This window comes from Kaistia hirudinis (assembly GCF_014196455.1).
Taxonomy (GTDB): Bacteria; Pseudomonadota; Alphaproteobacteria; order Rhizobiales; family Kaistiaceae; genus Kaistia; species Kaistia hirudinis.
The window spans coordinates 302324-318974 of record NZ_JACIDS010000003.1; the positions used below are offsets into that span (position 1 = coordinate 302324).

Here is a 16651-nt window from a genome sequence, read left to right on the forward strand (position 1 = left end):
CAAAGCGGGGTCTCCGCTCAGCGCCAGCGATTATGCAGCCAGAGCCATTGCTCCGGATGCTCGCGCACCCAGCCTTCGATGACGGACATCACGGTGGCCGTGCCCGCGTCCACGTCGATGAGGCCCTCGGCATCGCGCGGCAGGTCGATCGGCGGCGTCAGTTCGACGCGCAGGCGTCCATCCGGCAGGCGGATCGAGCGCGCGCCATGGACTGGGCAGTCATAGTGACGGGCGAGGCGGGCGACGAGCGGGTTCGCCGACACGGGCCGGCCGAAGAAGGGGACGCGGGGGCCGTGCGTGTGGTGCTGGTCCGTCAGCATGCCGAGATGCTCGCCGCGATCGAGCGCCGCCCCGACCTCGAAGGTCGCGCCGCGACCGGAGGCGACGAGCCGTCCCATGAGGCGCTCGCGCTCGCTCATCAGATCCTGCGCCAGCTGGCTGTTGCGTGGCGCGCGGAACAGCGAAATGACGGGCAGGCCGAAGCGCGCGGCGGCGACGGCGAGGATTTCCCAGTTCGCCAGATGCGCCGAGAAGATGATGGCCGGCTTGCCGTCGTCGCGCAGCGAATCGAAATATTCGATGCCGACGACATCGACGCGGCCTTCGCCGGGGCGATGCGGATCGAATTCCGCGAGCTGGTCGAGGAAGACATATTCGACCGCCGTGCGGCCGAGGCCGGCCCAGACGCCGGCGAGGATCGCCTTCAGCTCCGCGTCGCTCTTCTCCGGGAAGGCGGCGCGCAGATTGGTCAGAGCGAGCTTCGATTCGGGGACGAACGGCGCGATGAGGCGGGTCACCCGCACGGCGATGCGGCTCGCTCGCTCCAGCCCGAGCCAGCGCACCACGGCAACCGTGTTCCGCACGGAAGACGCAATCGCCGCCTTGGCGGGCCGGCTGCGCATCATGCGGCGGATGAATGTCTTCACGCTTCGCCTTCGATCCCCGGATGCCGCGCCGCGGTCATCACAGCGTCACGACGATCTTGCCGAACACCTGGCGCTGCTCGATACGTGCGAGCGCGACGTCGATGTCCTCGATCGCGATGACCGTGTCGATGACGGGCGTGACGATGCCGGACGCGATCTTGCCGAGCGCATGCGCGATGTTCTCGATCCGGCAGCCGAAGGAGCCGATCAGGCGCAATTGCTGCTGATAGAGCTGGAACAGATTGATCTCGGTCGAGATGCCCGTGGTCGAGCCGCAGGTGACGAGCGTGCCGCCGCGGCGCAGCGAGAACATGCTGCCGGCCCAGGTGTCGACGCCGACATGCTCGAACACGACGTCGACGCCGCGCTTCTTGGTGATCTTGCGCACCACGCCCTCGAAGCGCTCCTCGCGATAGTTGATCACGTGATGCGCGCCGAGATCGAGCGCCTTCTGCGCCTTGTCGGGGCTGCCGACCGTGGTGATGATCGTGGCGCCCGCCGCCTTGGCGAGCTGGATCGCCGCCGTGCCGATGCCGCTGCCGCCGGCCTGGATCAGGATGGTCTGGCCGGCTTCGAGATGGGCATTGTCGAACAGCATATGCTCGACCGTGCCATAGGTGATCGGCGTGCAGGCCGCATCGCGGACCGAGACGCCCTCGGGCGCCGGCACGACGTGGCGGGCCTTCAGCGTCACATATTCGCAGGCGAGGCCGTCGATGTGGAAGCCGCGCACGCCCGCGACGTTCTCGCAGAGATTGTCGCGGCCCGCATGGCAGGCCGGGCAGGTGCCGCAGGTCTCGGCGCCATAGATGGCGACGACCTGACCCGGGGCGAGCCCTTCGACGCCCGGGCCGATCGACTCGATCGTGCCGGCAGCTTCGGCGCCGATGGTCAGCGGCAGCTTGCGCTTGGCGAAGGCCATGCCGCGCCAGCCCCAGACGTCGATGTGATTGAGCGCGACGGCGCCGATCGCGACGCGGACCTCGCCCTCGCCGGGCGGCGGGGCGGGCGGCACGTCGACGAGCGAAAGGGTGCGGTCGGCGAGCAGCTGCAGGGCGCGCATGTGTTCAGATGTCCTTCCGTCGAAACCGGCGCCTTGATTAGCCGTTCGCGTGCAAAGATGCCAGACCCGCGGCGATCTCAGGCCGGCTCGGCGCCGATCAGCAGGCAGGCGTTCTGTCCGCCGAAGCCGAACGAGTTCGACAGGACCAGCGAGACCGGGGCGGCGCGCGCGACATTCGGCACCACGTCGAGCGGGATCGAGGGATCCGGGACGTCGTGGTTGATGGTCGGCGGGATCACGCCTTCGAGGATGGTCTTCACCGAGAACACGGCCTCGATCGCGCCGGCGGCGGTGAGCGTGTGGCCGATCATCGACTTGTTCGACGAGATCGGAATGCCGGCGATGTGCTCGCCGAAGACGGCGGCGAGCGAGAGCGCCTCCATCTTGTCGTTCTCGGGTGTGCTCGTGCCGTGCGCGTTGATGTAGTTGACCTCGTCGAGGCCGGCGCCGGCATCGTCCAGCGTCTGGCGGATCGCGGCGATCACGGGCGAGCCGTCCGGCGTCGAGCGGGTGCGGTGGAAATCGTCCTGCTTCTCGGCGATGCCGCGCATGATGCCGAGGATCTTGGCGCCGCGGGCGCGGGCCGCGTCATAGTCTTCGAGCACCAGCGCGCCGGCACCCTCGGCCATGACGAAACCGTCGCGGTTCTTCGAGAAGGGGCGCGAGGCCGCGGTCGGATCCTCATTGTTGGTCGACAGCGCCGAGAGCAGCTGGAAACGGATCAGGCCTTCGATGTGGATCGAGCCATCGGTGCCGATGACGAGCGCGGCGTCGGTATCGCCGCGGCGGATCGCCTCGACGCCGAGCTGGATCGCGGATGCACCCGAGGCGCAGGCCGTGGACAGCGACACCGGCGAGCCGCGCGTGCCGAACGAGTCGGCGATGCGGTCCGCGACGCAGCCATAGAGCGCGAACTCATAGGCATCGACATCGTTTTCCTGCAGCGCCCGCACGATCATGCGGTCATAGGCGTCGCCCTCGGCGGAGCTGGCGGCGGCGAAGAGATCGCGCCGGGCCGGCCATTCGAGCTCGACCGGCGGCACGGCCATGAACAGCATGCCGGGAAAGTCGCCCGGCGAGCCGATCCCGGCCTGCGCAACGGCTTCATCGGCGGCCAGATGGGCCAGCCGCTCCGACAGCACGGGCGAACGCACCTCCTCGGGGAAGATGAAATCGACGGTGCCGGCGATGGTGGTGCGCAGATGCTCGGTGGGGAAACGGGTGATGCGGTGGATGCCGGACCGGCCGGCGGTCAGCGCCGCCCAATTGTCGTCAATGCCCTGGCCGAGCGAGGAGACGACGCCCATGCCGGTGATGGCGACGACGGGCCGTCCGAGATGATCGCGCGTGACACCCATTTGCCGTTCCTTTCAGTCGACCGCTTCGACGAGCGCCATGCCCTCTCCGCGCCAGAATCCCCAGGAGGTGGTGAGGACCTGCCGCGGGGCGCCGTCGAAGGGACGTTCGATGGCGGCGTCGCCCTTCGGTAGATAGAAACCCTGCCGCGAGACGGCCAGTGCGGCGAGGCCGACCTGCGCGGGGAATGTCGTTTCGAGGCTGTTGCCGATCCAGCTCTGCGGCGCCCGCACGGCGGCGACGCGGCCGTCCGCGATCAGGCCTTCATGGAAGGCGCGCTCTTCGAGCGTCGGCGCGGCGAGACCGCTGGCGCCCGAGACGACGGCGAGCGGTTCCGAGCCGAGTAGCGGCGCGAGCTCGGCGAGCTGGCGCTCGGCGACGGCCCTGGCCTCGCCCGGCTTGCGCCGACTGCGGCCGGAAAGCACCGAGGCGAGCCGCGCATGCGGCCGCTTGCCGCGTGCCTCGGCATGGGCGCGCGATTCGATCACGAGGAAGGCGCCGACCGAGCCGGTGACGACGCCGCCATTGCCGGAAGCCGCGCGCGCCCAGACGGGCACGTCGCCGCCCTGCCACAGCATGTGGCCGAGCGCGAGGCTCAGCAGCATGTCCTTGCGCTCGGCATTATAGGCACCGCCGACGAGGAACACCTCGCCCTGGCCGGCGCGAATGCGCCGCGCGGCGATCTCGACCGCGCTGATGCCTGCCGATTCCTCGCCCATGAAGGTGCGCGAGGAGCCCGTGACCTTGTGCACGATGGCGATGTTGCCGGCGAGCAGGTTGGAGAGCTGGGCCAGGAAGAGCGTCGGCCGCAGATCGTTGATGAGGCGCTCGTTCAGAAACGTCTCGTCCGCGCCCTGCGCCAGACCGGCGAGGATCTGGCCGTCGACTTCGAGATCGCGCTCGCCGCCGCCGGCCGCCACGATCATGTCCATCCGCGACAGACGGTCGAGGTCGCCCTTCAGGCCGGAATCATCGAGCGCGAGGCCCGCGGCATAGGTGCCGAGGCGCTGCCAGGTTTCCATCTGGCGCTGGTCGGCGCGGCGCGGGATCTGCTTGTCGAGTTCCAGCGGCGCCATCGGATAGACGGGGAACGGCGCGAAGCGGGTCGTATCGATCGGCGCGGCGCGATCGGCGCCCTCCGCCATGACCTGCCAATGCGCGTCCAGCCCTTCGCCGAGCGAGGAGATGAGCCCGATGCCCGTGATCCAGATCTCGTCGGCCGGTGCCGTGCTCATTTCGTCTCCACATTCGCGGCAAGGCCGATCGCCTCGGCGCGCTCGCGAATCATGCCTTCGAGCTCGGGGGCGGGGAAATCCATGATGCGCAGCGTGAGCTCCGCGTCGCAGACCGGGCCGTTCTGCTCGATCCGCGCCTCGGTCACGCTGTAGCCCGAGCCGTCGTGCACGATCTTCGCGAACACGTCGAGTTCGGTGCCGGGCTCGATGAACTTGCGGAACTTCGCCTTCTTGACGCCGGCGAAGAACGGCATGCGCGAGAGGCCGTTCATGCCGAGGATCAGATAGCCGGAGGCCTGCGCCATCGTCTCGATGAGCAGCACCCCGGGAAGGATCGGATATCCCGGGAAATGGCCCTCGAAGACGGGACTGGTCAGCGGGACCTGCGCCTTGGCGTGGATCTCACCGCTCGACGCGTCGAAGGACACGACGCTGTCGATCATCTGGAAATATTCGAGCCGCATTGCCGCCTCAGGAAGCGTTCGTCACGCGTTCTTCTTGGCGATCAACTCGTCGATATGGGCGCACAGGTTCTTGAGCACGAAGTACTCCTCGACCGTGGCCTTGCCGGCGTTGACCTCCTGCGTCCACTGCTCGAGCGGGATCTTGATCCCGAACTTCTTGTCGAGCGCGAACACGATGTCGAGGAAATCGAGGCTGTCGATGCCGAGATCGTCGATCGCGTGCATCTCCGGAGTGATCTTGTCCCGCGGGATCTCGCTGGTTTCGGAGATTACATCAGCAACGATGTCGAACGTGGAAGACATGACGATCCCGTAATCCTATCTTGAACCGGTTGTCGAATGGCGGCGCCGGGAGGGCGCCCATCGGGAGCGACCCCGCCGTTCCGGCCGGGGACTCACCGGGAATGCGTAAACGACCACCGTCCTGATAACGTGTAGTCGTTCGAAATACCAGCCTGCCCGGCTGCTACGATTCGACCGGGACGACATCGACCGCCACATCGAGCGAATGATCGCCGGATGTGACAATCACGCCATCGACTGGCGCTGCGTCTGCATAGTCCCGTCCGATCGCCAGCACAACATGATCATCACGCGCCGCAACGCCGTTCGTGGGGTCGAGGCCGATCCAGCCGGCTTCGCGTCCGCACCACACGGCGACCCAGGCATGCGTCGCATCGGCGCCCTCCAGCCGCGGCTGTCCCGGCGGCGGCTCGGTCCGCAGGAAGCCGCTGACATAGGCCGCCGGCAGGCCGATGGTACGGAGTCCGGCGATCATGACATGGGCGAAGTCCTGGCAGACCCCCGCCTTCTGGGCGAAGGCGGTCGCCGGCAGCGTCGTCACGTCGGTGGCCGCGGAATCGTAGCGGAAATCCGCCTTGATGCGCTTGGTCAGCTCGAACGCGCCCTCGAGGATCGGCGTGCCCTCGGGAAAGCTCTCGGCGACATAGTCGCCGATCGCATCGTCGATCGCGACGAGCCGGCTCGGAAACAGGAACTGGACCGGCGAGCGCGCGGAGAGATCGGCCACGGCGAGCGCCAGGCGGCGGATCTGCTCGAAGGGCGGCGTCCTATCCGGATCCGGCAGCGGGTCGGTTTCCACGAGAACGCGCGCCCGCGTCTCCAGCGTCAGCTCGTCATGGGGGAAGGAGAAGGCGACCGTGGTGATCCGGTTGCCGAAGAAATCGAGCGAATCGGTGCGCTCGGTCGGTCCTGGCCGGATCGAGAGATCAGCGGCCACGACGCGCTGGCCAGGCCGGTCCACGGGCAGCAGGCGCAGGGCCTGCCGCGCGAACGGCACGGGGATCGCGTAGCTGTATGTCGTCACCTGACGGATGTCGTAGAGCAAGATCAGTCCCCGCTCGCTTCGCCGGGTGGCGCGCGGTGCGTGAAATAAGCGAGGGCGATTTCGTCGGAAATACGCATCAGCGTCTGCTCATGCGCAAAGATCGCATTGGTCGTCAGCGTGGCGGCGTCGCCGGTCTCCAGTTCGGCGAAGAGGCGCGAGGCGAGGCGGTCCGCCGGCGCCAGCATGCCGGCCGGCGCATGGGCCGGCAGTTCGGAGAGCGCCCTGCGGATCCGGTCGGCCTGGAAGGCGAGGGCGCGCGGATTGGAGCTGTCGAGCAGCACGAGGTCGAGCACGGGAACGCGCACCGCCTGCATCACATAGCGGATGCGGTAGGTGATCTGGCTGTCGGCGAGTTCCAGCAGGGCGTCGAGGTCGCCGGGCCGGGCGTCGAAGCCGCACATGCGCGCCGCGCGGGCGATCGCGAGGCCACGATCGATGCGGCGGCCGAGCTCCATGAACCGCCAGCCATGCTGGCGTACCATGTTCTCCTGCGCGAGGCCGGAGAAGGCCGCGATCAGCCGCAGCGCCTCATTGGCGCGTTCCAGCATGTCGCTGCCGGTCCGCCCATGCAGCGGGCGCTGCGTGAAGGTTTCGAGATCGGCGACGGCGCGCCAGGCATCTGGCGACAGGCGGTCGCGAATCACCGAGGCGGCGCGGCGCGAGGCCTCGGCGAGGCGGGGAACCGTATTGAAGCTCGTGCGATCGGTGAGCGCGGCGAAGGCGAGCCCCGCCGGCTGCGTCGGACCGCGTTCGGCGACGGCCGCGCCCGAGGCGACGAGCGTGCCGACGAGCCGCGTCATGACAGAGGAGCCGTTGCCCTCGGCCTCGACCAGCCGGCCGGCGATCGCGCGGACGATGCGAAGCGCCGCCTCTGTGCGCTCCAGATAGCGCCCGAGCCAGAAGAGGTTCTCGCCGGCCCGGCTTGGCAGGGTCAGCGTCGTGCGGCGCAGCGCCACGCTGTCCGGCGAGGAGAGCAGCGTCGTCTCCGCGACCGGCCGATCGGAGAGCACCCAGACATCGGCCGAGACGCCGCCCTGCTGCAGCGTCACCGCGCGCGCGTCGGGACGATCCGAGATGCGGCAGAAGCCGCCGGGCATGACGGTCCAGCCTTCGGCGCTGCGAGCGACATAGAGCCGCAGGATCGACGGCCGGGGTTCGAGATGCGCGTTTTCGCCCTCGCCGCGCCAGACCGGCGTCGTCGAAAGGCGCACGACTTCCTGGCCGACATAGTCGGAGCCGCGCCGGCCGATGGCATGGATCAGCTCGCTGCGCTCCTCGGGCGAGAGCGCGCTGCCGAGCACCGGGCCGCGCGCCAGAATGCCGGGCAGCGTGGCGCCCAGCGCCGGCGCGATCACCATGCGGTCGAAATTCTCGATGACATGGTCGCGCTCCATCGTCTGGCCGCACCACCAGGTGGCGACATTGGGCAGGAGCAGCTCCTCGCCGAGCACGCGGCGCGCAAGGCCCGGCAGGAAGCCGAGCATGGCGCGCGCTTCCACGACGCCCGATCCGAGCGCATTGGCGATGGCGACATTGCGCTGGCGCACCGCCCCGGCGAGGCCAGGCACGCCGAGCCGCGAGGCGGGATTGAATTCGAGTGGGTCGGCGAAGTCGGAATCGAGGCGCCGCAGCAGCACGTCGGCGCGCTTCAGCCCGGATATGGTCCGCATATAGACGGTGTCGTCGCGCACGGTCAGATCACCGCCCTCGACCAGCACGAAGCCGAGATAACGCGCGAGATAGGCGTGCTCGAAATAGGTCTCGTTGAGCGGGCCCGGCGTCAGCAGCGCGACGCGCGTCTCCTCGTGCCGGTTGAGCGCGTTGAGCCCGGCGCGGAACGCCTGGAAGAAGCCGGCAAGCCGCTCGACATTGAAGGCGCGATAGACGTCGGGCAGGGCCTGCGACAGCGCGATACGGTTTTCGAGCGCATAGCCGGCGCCGGAGGGCGCCTGCGTGCGATCGGACAGCACCCACCAGCGCCCGTCGGGCCCGCGGCCGACATCGACGGCATAGATCCGCAGATGATGGTCGCCGACCGGCTTGGAGCCGACCAGCGGGCGCAGGAATTCGGGGCTTCCCGCGATGATGGCGGCGGGGAGCGCGCCGTCGCGGGCGAGATGCCCCTCGCCATAGGCGTCCGCCAGCACCGCGTCGAGCAGGCGCGCGCGCTGGATCAGCCCCGCCTCGAGCTTCTTCCACTCCTCTGCCGCGATCAGGAAGGGGATATGGGACAGCGGCCAGGCGCGCTCGTCGCCATTGTCGTCGCCATAGACGCGCAGCACCACGCCGGAATCGGCCAGATGCCGATCGGCGAGATGGAAGCGATGCGCCACCTCGCGCGGGCCGAGCTCCGCCATGGTCTCGACGAAGCGGACCCAGTGCGGCCGCATCTTGCCGTCATTGCCGATGAGCTCATCCGCCGCCCCGGGGATGGGGCGATAGTTCGCGACCAGCCGCATCGCCCGTTCGGCGGCGGTGCGGCGGCTGCGCGCGGGTTCCCTGCGGGTCACGGTGTCATTCCTAGAGCCCTGCCGGACGGCGGAGGTCGAGCGTCATCGGCAACTCCGCCGAGGGCGTCTCGGCCGGCGGCAGGAAGCTGCCGCCGGTATGGCCCATCGCCTCGAAGCGGGCGAGGCGGCGTGCCTCCGCCTCGTAGGAATTGACCGGGAAGGTCTCGTAGTTCCGCCCGCCCGGATGCGCGACATGGTAGACGCAGCCGCCGATCGACCGGCTGGACCACGCATCGACGATGTCGAAGGTGAGCGGCGCATGCACCGGGATCGTGGGATGGAGCCCCGAGGCCGGCTGCCAGGCCTTGAAGCGCACGCCGGCGACATAGCTGCCGACGGTTCCCGTCGAGGTCAGCGGCAGGCGGCGTCCATTGCACGAAATGACGTGGCGGCGCGGATCGAAGCCGATCGCCTTCGCCTCGATCCGTTCGACGGAGGAATCGACATAGCGCACCGTGCCGCCGACCGCGCCTTCCTCGCCCAGCACATGCCAGGGCTCCAGCGCCTGGCGCAGTTCCATCCGCACGCCCTGGTGCTCGATGGCACCGAAGAAGGGGAAGCGGAACTCGCGCTGCGCCTCGAACCAAAGCGGGTCGAAATCATAGCCGGCGGCGCGAAGGTCGCCGAGCACGTCGAGGAAATCGGCCCAGACGAAATGCGGCAGCATGAAGCGGTCATGCAGCTGCGTGCCCCAGCGCATCAGCGAACCCTGCTGCGGCGCCTTCCAGAACCATGAGATCAGCGCCCGCAGCAGCAATTGCTGTGCAAGGCTCATGCGATAATCCGGCGGCATCTCGAAGGAGCGGAACTCGACGAGGCCGAGCCGGCCCGTCGGCCCGTCGGGCGAATAGAGCTTGTCGATGCAGATCTCGGCGCGGTGTGTGTTGCCGGTGACGTCAACGAGCAGATTGCGGAACAGGCGGTCGACCAGCCAGGGCGGCGGCGGCGCGCCCCAGCCGGGCGGCGACACCTTCGCCATCGCGATCTCGAGCTCATAGAGCGAATCGTGCCGCGCCTCGTCGATCCGCGGCGCCTGGCTCGTCGGTCCGATGAACAGGCCGGAGAACAGGTAGGACAGCGAGGGATGGCGCTGCCAGTAGAGCACGAGGCTCTTCAGGAGGTCCGGGCGGCGCAGGAACGGGCTGTCGGACGGATGCGCGCCGCCGACCACCACATGATTGCCGCCGCCGGTGCCGGTGTGGCGCCCGTCGGTCATGAATTTCTCGGTGCCGAGCCGCGAGAGCCGCGCTTCCTCATAGAGATCGCGCGTGGTGGCGACGCACTGCGTCCAGTCGGCCGAGGGATGGATGTTGACCTCGATGACGCCGGGATCCGGCGTCACCTTGATCACGTCGAGCCGCGGATCGATCGGCGGCGGATAGCCCTCGATATGCACACGAAGGCCGAGCGCCTTGGCGCTCGCCTCGACCGAGGCGATCAGCTCGAGATAATCCTCGAGCCGCTCGGTCGGGGGCATGAACACGCAGAGCCGCCCGTCGCGCGGCTCGATCGCGATCGCCGTGCGCACCGCCCGGCCACCGGTGAAATATTGCTGGACCAGCGCCTCGCGGTCGGCATCGAGCGCCTCGGCGTCCCGCCGCGCGACGGCTTGCGCGAGCGCGTCGGGATCGGGCAGCGGCGCGTTGATCGAGCCGGGATCGGCTTGGATGATGAAGGGATAGGACGTCGCCGGCACATAGGGCAGCGAGGCCAGCGGCAGGCGGAAGCCAATCGGGCTGTCGCCCGGCACGAGGAACATCTTGCCCCGGCGCAGCGGCCATTTCTCGGACGCCCAGCGCCGGGCGGCCCGCGCCTGCCAGCGCTGGACCGGCAGGATATAGCCGGACGGATTACCGAGCCCGCGCTCGAACACCCGGGCGATGCGGGCCCGCGCCTCGGCATCGTCGAGCTTCGAATCGCTGGTCGTCACGTTCTCGGGAAGCTCGGCCTCCTTGAGGATCCAGTGCGCGGGATCCTCGAAGGCGGGAACGACATAATCTTCCGGGATGCCGAGGCGGGCGGTGAGGTCGGTCAGCAGCGCGCCGGCCTGCTCGGCGGTCGCGCCCTGCGGCTGCGCCTCGCGGGCGATCAGCTCCGGATCGCTCCAGATCGGCTTGCCGTCCTTGCGCCAGTAGAGCGCGAAGGTCCAGCGCGGCAGGCTTTCGCCCGGATACCATTTGCCCTGCCCGTAATGCAGGAAGCCGCCGGGCGCGAAGCGATCGCGGAGGCGCCGGATCAGTTCGTCCGCACGCTGGCGCTTGGTCGGCCCGACCGCGGCCGTGTTCCATTCGGCCGACTGGTAGTCGTCGATCGAGACGAAGGTCGGCTCGCCGCCCATGGTGAGGCGCACGTCGTTGGCCGCCATCTCGGCATCGACCTTCTGGCCGAGCGCATCGAGGGCCGCCCAGCTCTCGTCGGAGAAGGGCAGCGTGACGCGCGGCCGCTCGGCGACGCGGTCGACCCGCATCTCGAACGCGAAGGCGGTCTCCGTGCCGGGCTGGGCCGTGAAGGCGCCGGAAATCGGCGCGGCGGAGCGATAATGCGGCGTGGCGGAGAGGGGAAGGTGACCCTCGCCGGTGAAGAGGCCCGACGTCGGATCGAGGCCGACCCAGCCGGCGCCGGGAATATAGACCTCGGCCCAGGCGTGCAGGTCGGTGAAGTCGACATCCGTTCCGGACGGACCGTCGAGCGCGGCGATGTCGGGTTTCAGCTGGATCAGATAGCCCGACACGAAGCGCGCGGCGAGGCCGAGATGGCGCAGCGCCTGCACCAGCAGCCAGCCCGTATCGCGGCACGAGCCCGACGCATTGGCGAGCGTCTCCTCGGGCGTCTGCACGCCCGGCTCCATGCGGATCAGATAGCTGATGTCGCCCTGGAGGCGCTGGTTGATCGCGACGAGGAAATCCACGGTCTGCAGCGGCTCGCGCGGGATCGAGGCGACGAAGGCCTCGAGCAGCGGACCCGCCGGCTCGGGCGCCAGATAGGCGGCGAGTTCCTCGGCCAGCGCCGGCTCATAGGTGAACGGGAACTGCTCGGCATAGGGCTCGATGAAGAAGTCGAACGGATTATAGACCTCAAGCTCGGCGAGCAGGTCGACCTCGATCGAGAATTCGAGCGTCGGCTCCGGGAAGACGAAGCGTGCCTGCCAGTTGCCGTGCGGGTCCTGCTGCCAGTTGACGAAGTGGTTCTCCGGCTTGACCTTGAGCGAGTAGCTCGGAACCTTCGTGCGGCAATGCGGCGCCGGCCGCAGGCGGATGACCTGCGGCCCGAGCGCCACGGGCTTGTCGTAGCGATAGCTGGTGACGTGGCGTAGCGCGGCGAGGATCGACATCAGCTCTCACGACTCCAGAAAGTAGCGGCCGTCTTCGGGCGACCGATGGCAATTCACGGTAACGTTCGTGCGGGGGCACGCAAAGCCCGGCGCCGTCATGCCTTCACCACCGTCGAGCGGAACTTCGAGGCGAGATATTCGCCCGAGCCGACCGGGGGATATTTGGCGCTCTCGCCGGGCGCGAGGCAGGTCGGGATGCAGGCGATCTCGGCGTCCCAGTTCGGCTGGTGGAAGAAGGCGATGGACTGGCGGCGGGCGCTGCGGGAAAGGCCCTTCGGCGGTACGACGACGCGATGCAGCGTCGATTTCCACTGGTCGTTGGTCCAGCGCTGCATCAGATCGCCGATATTGATCACGAAGCTGCCCGGCACGGCCGGAACGGGATGCCAGGCGCCGTCGAGGCCCTTCACTTCGAGGCCGCCGGGCGAATCCTCCTGGCAGAGGATCGTCAGCGAGCCATAGTCGGAATGCTCGCCGGCGCGGAGCTGTCCCGGCAGCGGCTCCTCGACCACGTCGGGATAGTTCAAAAGGCGCAGCGCACTCGCCTCATGGTCGATGAAGCGGGCGAAATGATCCGGCGGCAGGTCGAGCGCGAGGGCGAAGAAGCGCATGATCCGGCCTGCCAGCTGCGACATCTCCCGCCAATAGGCCATGACGGCGAGGCGGAAATCGTCGCCGCCGATCGGCCAGGGATTGGCCGAGAACACGAAGGCCTCGGCGTCGTCTGCGGGCTTGTGGTCGAGGCGCTGGAAGGCGGACGGGCCGAAGGAGAAGGTCTCCTTGAGATCGGCCGGCTTCACCTCGCCGAGCGAGGCGGCCAGCGTCTCCCCCTTGACCGGACTGTAGCCATAGGGATAGCCCGGATAGGGCATGACCGCCGTCAGCTTCTCCTCGACGGGGCGGTCGAAGAAGGCGCGGGTGGCGCGCCAGCCGGTGTCGACGACGCCCTGGTCGGCGCCATGTCCCGTGATGAGGAAGAAGCCGGTCTCGCGGCAGGTACGACCGATCGCTTCACCGACCGCTGCGTCGCCGCGGCTGTCGGAAAGATCGATGATCGGTATGATCGACATGAAGGCACCGTCTCTTGGCTGGCAGTCGCGATGAAGACTATGGGGACGGCGCGCGGATGGGAACTGCCAATCTTCAGGGCGTGCACATGAACGAGGCAGAAGCGCCGCGGCGCATCGCCCTTCTCGACGCTGTCCGGGGCGTCGCGCTGGTCGCGATGGCCATCTTTCACGGCGCCTGGGACGTGTCGTTCCTGCGCCTCGTGCGCTTCGATCCCGGCGAATCATTCGGCTGGACGCTGTTCGCGCGCCTGATCGCGGGAACCTTCCTCGCCGTCTCCGGCATCAGCCTGGTGCTCGCGACGCGGAACGGAATCCGGCTCAAAGCCTATTTCCGCCGCCTCGCGTTGGTCGCGGCTGCCGCGGTGCTGGTATCGGCGGCCACCTGGTTCGTGATGCCGCAGGGCTGGGTGTTCTTCGGCATCCTGCATCAGATCGCACTCGCCGGCGTGCTGGCGCTGCCGTTCCTCCGCGCGCCTGCGCTCGCAATCGCCGCGGCCTCGGCGTTCTTCCTGGTGCTGCCGCACCTCTTCCGCGCCGAGATCTTCGCGACGCCGGCGCTGTGGTGGGTCGGCCTCGCGCCGCTGCCGCCGCCCTCCTTCGACTATGTGCCGGTGTTTCCCTGGTTCGGGATCGTGCTGGCCGGCGTCCTCGCCGGGCGCCTCGGCCTCCAGTTCGGACTCGACCGGCGCCTCGCCGCTTGGACGCCGCGCCATTGGCCCGGCCGCGTGCTGGCGCTCGGCGGCCGGCACAGCCTTCTCGTCTATCTCGTGCACCAGCCGATCCTGTTCGGCTTCTTCTTCCTCATCGCCCATGTCGTCCTGCCGGACACGGCGGAGATGGCGGAGCGGGCCGATTGCCGCGACAGCTGCATGGCGCAGGGCTTTGATGCCGGCGAGTGCACCGCCTATTGCGGCTGTGCCTTCGACACGATCAAGACCGAAGGGCTGATGCCCGCCTATCTGACGAACAGCCTGACCCCGATCCAGATGGCGACGCTGCGCGATTCGTTCCTGACCTGCCAGGCCAAGTCATTGCGCGCGCTCGGCGACGAGCCGCCAGCCGATGCGCCGCCAGCCGACGTACCGCCAAGCGATGCGCCGGCGAGCGCCGCGCCATCCCCATGAGCGGTCGCGATCAGGGATCGATCACGCCCTTCTTGAGGATCACATTGCCGTAGAGCCGCCGCTCGCCCGTCGCCACGATGGCGAAGGCGGCTTTCGCGCGCTCGTAGAAGGCGAAGCGCTCGAGCTTGGCGAGCTTGTAGCCGGGGTCGCGCCGGTCCATGACCTCCTGGAACAGCGCACAGACCGGCGGCTCGGCATGGGGATCGTCGACCACCTGCATGCGGATCGCGGTCTCATGCGGCGCGAAGCGGTCGAGCGGCATCAGCGACAGGATGGCGTCGGTGACGCGGACGGCGTCGTGCCCGTCGAGCCGCACCAGCCGCTTCGCCATGGCGAGGGCCGGGAAATTGGCGTCGACCACGACGATCTCGTCGCCATGGCCCATCGCCCGGAGCGTGAACAGGAGATCCGGACCGAGGATCGGATCGATACCGCGCAGCATGAGTGTTTCCTCCGGCGGCCATGCGCCGCTCTCCCTGGGGCGATCGGGGCGACCGCCATGCGAGGCGGATGGGACCGGGAAACGGCTTGTCCGTCAACCGCCAAGGCGGGCTCATGGCCATGCCGTGGCGGTTTCCCTTGCCGCGCGCCGAGCCGCTGTGAAATGCTGGACCGCCTGCCCCGCAGCCGACCGGACCGCCGATGATCTCGCAGAAGGCCAAATATGCGTTCAAGGCGCTCATCCATCTGGCCGCGCAGCCACGGGGCGCGACGGTGCAGATCGACGGGATCGCGCGCGAGGCTGGCGTCCCGCGCAAGTTCCTCGAACACATCCTGCTGGAGCTGAAGCATCGCGGCCTGATCGCCAGCCGGCGCGGCCGTCTCGGCGGCTATGTCCTGATCAAGCCGCCGGAGGAAATCACGATCGGCCAGGTGCTCCGGGCGATCGACGGCCCGATCGCGCCGCTCTCCTGCATCTCGCGCACCGCCTACCAGCCCTGCGCCGATTGTCCTGACGAGGCGAATTGCGGCGTGCGGCGCATGTTCGCCGGGACCTATGCCGCGCAGCTGCTGCTGTTCGATGCGACGACCCTTGCGGATGCGCTCGATCACGATGACATTTCAGGAACGAGCGCTGCGCAGGAAGGATTTTCTAGCCTATAGGGGTCGATACGGCGCTCCGTAGTTTGAATTTGTCGACTGCTCATGTCGAGATAGATGGAGTTTCGGCTCGAGGAGGCAGCGCATGGTCACGATAAGGACGTCCTGGTTGCGTCGCGGCAGTATCGCCGCAGCGATGATGCTGGCCGTAGCGGCCGGTTCGGTCCCGGCTTTCGCCGATACGACGATCCTCAATGTGAGCTACGATCCGACCCGCGAGCTCTACAAGGCCTATGACGAGGCCTTCGCGGCCTATTGGAAAGAGAAGACCGGCGAGGACGTGACGATCGAGCAGTCGCATGGCGGCTCCGGTGCGCAGGCGCGCGCCGTGATCGACGGCCTCGAGGCGGACGTGGTCACGCTGGCGCTCGCCAGCGACATCGACGCCATCGCCAAGAAGAGCGGCAAAATCCCCGCCGACTGGGCGAAGAAGCTCCCCGACAATGCGACGCCCTACACGTCGACGATCGTCTTCCTGGTCCGCAAGGGCAATCCCAAGGGTATCAAGGACTGGGGCGACCTGATTAAGGACGGCGTCGAGGTCATCACCCCCAATCCCAAGACCTCGGGCGGTGCCCGCTGGAACTATCTCGCCGCTTGGGCCTATGCGAACGAGAAGTTCGGCGGCGACGAGGCCAAGGTGCGCGAGTTCGTCGGCACGCTGTTCCAGCACGTTCCGGTGCTCGATTCGGGTGCCCGCGGTTCGACCACGACCTTCGTCCAGCGCGGCATTGGCGACGTGCTCCTCTCCTGGGAGAACGAGGCCTTCCTGGCGCTGAAGGAGCTCGGACCCGATCAGTTCGAGATCGTCGTGCCGTCGATCTCGATCAAGGCCGAGCCGCCCGTCGCGCTCGTCTCGGGCAATACCGAGAAGAAGGGCACCACCAAGGTCGCCGAGGCCTATCTCGAATATCTCTACAGCGACCCCGCGCAGAAGATCATCGCGCATAATGGCTACCGTCCGACCAACCCGGCCGCGGCCGATCCGGCGGATCTCAAGCAGTTCGCGGATGTGAAGCTGGTGACGATCGACGATCCGCAGTTCGGCGGCTGGGCCAAGGCGCAGCCCGCGCACTTCGCTGATGGCGGCGTGTTCGACCAGATCTACAAGCCGGCGAAATAG

14 protein-coding genes are annotated in these 16651 nt (G+C 68.3%); 3 read left to right on the forward strand and 11 right to left on the reverse strand.

The window, feature by feature from the left end:
* Positions 1–17: 17 nt before the first annotated feature.
* The 10 genes from GGR25_RS11465 to GGR25_RS11510 all read right to left on the reverse strand — a co-directional run bounded on the left by GGR25_RS11465 (position 18) and on the right by GGR25_RS11510 (position 13303).
* Entirely contained in the window at positions 18–926 is a 909-nt protein-coding gene (locus tag GGR25_RS11465) for a lipid A biosynthesis lauroyl acyltransferase (RefSeq protein WP_343068033.1), read from the reverse strand.
* Between the two features lie 37 nt (positions 927–963).
* Complete coding sequence (locus tag GGR25_RS11470) at positions 964–1989, reverse strand: zinc-binding dehydrogenase (protein WP_183398928.1); 1026 nt, start codon at positions 1987–1989, stop codon at positions 964–966.
* 77 nt (positions 1990–2066) lie between these two features.
* Positions 2067–3347 (reverse strand): beta-ketoacyl-ACP synthase, encoded by a 1281-nt coding sequence (locus tag GGR25_RS11475; RefSeq protein ID WP_183398929.1) that lies wholly within the window; start codon positions 3345–3347, stop codon positions 2067–2069.
* A 12-nt stretch (positions 3348–3359) separates the two neighbouring features.
* On the reverse strand, positions 3360–4580 hold the full coding sequence (locus GGR25_RS11480; protein WP_183398930.1) for a beta-ketoacyl-ACP synthase: 1221 nt from the start codon (positions 4578–4580) through the stop codon (positions 3360–3362).
* Positions 4577–5044, reverse strand: coding sequence for a 3-hydroxyacyl-ACP dehydratase FabZ family protein (locus tag GGR25_RS11485; RefSeq protein WP_183398931.1), 468 nt, complete (start codon positions 5042–5044; stop codon positions 4577–4579). Before GGR25_RS11485 ends, GGR25_RS11480 begins: the two co-directional genes overlap by 4 nt.
* A gap of 21 nt (positions 5045–5065) precedes the next feature.
* Positions 5066–5347, reverse strand: coding sequence for an acyl carrier protein (locus tag GGR25_RS11490; protein WP_183398932.1), 282 nt, complete (start codon positions 5345–5347; stop codon positions 5066–5068).
* A gap of 163 nt (positions 5348–5510) precedes the next feature.
* Positions 5511–6392: a transglutaminase family protein gene (locus tag GGR25_RS11495; protein WP_183398933.1), complete on the reverse strand. Its 882-nt coding sequence runs from the start codon at positions 6390–6392 to the stop codon at positions 5511–5513.
* Positions 6393–6394: 2 nt separating this feature from the next.
* On the reverse strand, positions 6395–8851 hold the full coding sequence (locus GGR25_RS11500) for a circularly permuted type 2 ATP-grasp protein (RefSeq protein ID WP_183399553.1): 2457 nt from the start codon (positions 8849–8851) through the stop codon (positions 6395–6397).
* A 61-nt stretch (positions 8852–8912) separates the two neighbouring features.
* Complete coding sequence (locus tag GGR25_RS11505) at positions 8913–12233, reverse strand: transglutaminase family protein (RefSeq protein WP_183398934.1); 3321 nt, start codon at positions 12231–12233, stop codon at positions 8913–8915.
* Between the two features lie 95 nt (positions 12234–12328).
* Entirely contained in the window at positions 12329–13303 is a 975-nt protein-coding gene (locus tag GGR25_RS11510) for an isopenicillin N synthase family dioxygenase (protein ID WP_183398935.1), read from the reverse strand.
* A gap of 86 nt (positions 13304–13389) precedes the next feature.
* On the opposite strand from GGR25_RS11510, the gene GGR25_RS11515 reads away from it, so the two are divergent.
* A complete protein-coding gene (locus tag GGR25_RS11515) occupies positions 13390–14427 on the forward strand; it encodes an acetyltransferase domain-containing protein (RefSeq protein ID WP_183398936.1) in 1038 nt (345 codons plus the stop codon).
* Positions 14428–14437: 10 nt separating this feature from the next.
* On the opposite strand, the gene GGR25_RS11520 is transcribed toward GGR25_RS11515, so the two are convergent.
* A complete protein-coding gene (locus tag GGR25_RS11520; RefSeq protein WP_183398937.1) occupies positions 14438–14869 on the reverse strand; it encodes an RbsD/FucU family protein in 432 nt (143 codons plus the stop codon).
* Between the two features lie 200 nt (positions 14870–15069).
* Between GGR25_RS11520 and GGR25_RS11525 the strand changes: the two genes are divergently transcribed.
* Positions 15070–15531: an RrF2 family transcriptional regulator gene (locus GGR25_RS11525; RefSeq protein WP_183398938.1), complete on the forward strand. Its 462-nt coding sequence runs from the start codon at positions 15070–15072 to the stop codon at positions 15529–15531.
* 82 nt (positions 15532–15613) lie between these two features.
* Positions 15614–16651: a sulfate ABC transporter substrate-binding protein gene (locus GGR25_RS11530; protein WP_183398939.1), complete on the forward strand. Its 1038-nt coding sequence runs from the start codon at positions 15614–15616 to the stop codon at positions 16649–16651.

Coding starts and splice junctions, on each gene's coding strand:
- GGR25_RS11470 (WP_183398928.1), bottom strand. CDS start 1,989: ATGCGCGCCCTGCAGCTGCTCGCCGACCGCACCCTTTCGCTCGTCGAC.
- GGR25_RS11475 (WP_183398929.1), bottom strand. CDS start 3,347: ATGGGTGTCACGCGCGATCATCTCGGACGGCCCGTCGTCGCCATCACC.
- GGR25_RS11480 (WP_183398930.1), bottom strand. CDS start 4,580: ATGAGCACGGCACCGGCCGACGAGATCTGGATCACGGGCATCGGGCTC.
- GGR25_RS11485 (WP_183398931.1), bottom strand. CDS start 5,044: ATGCGGCTCGAATATTTCCAGATGATCGACAGCGTCGTGTCCTTCGAC.
- GGR25_RS11490 (WP_183398932.1), bottom strand. CDS start 5,347: ATGTCTTCCACGTTCGACATCGTTGCTGATGTAATCTCCGAAACCAGC.
- GGR25_RS11500 (WP_183399553.1), bottom strand. CDS start 8,851: ATGCGGCTGGTCGCGAACTATCGCCCCATCCCCGGGGCGGCGGATGAG.
- GGR25_RS11505 (WP_183398934.1), bottom strand. CDS start 12,233: ATGTCGATCCTCGCCGCGCTACGCCACGTCACCAGCTATCGCTACGAC.
- GGR25_RS11510 (WP_183398935.1), bottom strand. CDS start 13,303: ATGTCGATCATACCGATCATCGATCTTTCCGACAGCCGCGGCGACGCA.
- GGR25_RS11515 (WP_183398936.1), top strand. CDS start 13,390: ATGAACGAGGCAGAAGCGCCGCGGCGCATCGCCCTTCTCGACGCTGTC.
- GGR25_RS11520 (WP_183398937.1), bottom strand. CDS start 14,869: ATGCTGCGCGGTATCGATCCGATCCTCGGTCCGGATCTCCTGTTCACG.
- GGR25_RS11525 (WP_183398938.1), top strand. CDS start 15,070: ATGATCTCGCAGAAGGCCAAATATGCGTTCAAGGCGCTCATCCATCTG.
- GGR25_RS11530 (WP_183398939.1), top strand. CDS start 15,614: ATGGTCACGATAAGGACGTCCTGGTTGCGTCGCGGCAGTATCGCCGCA.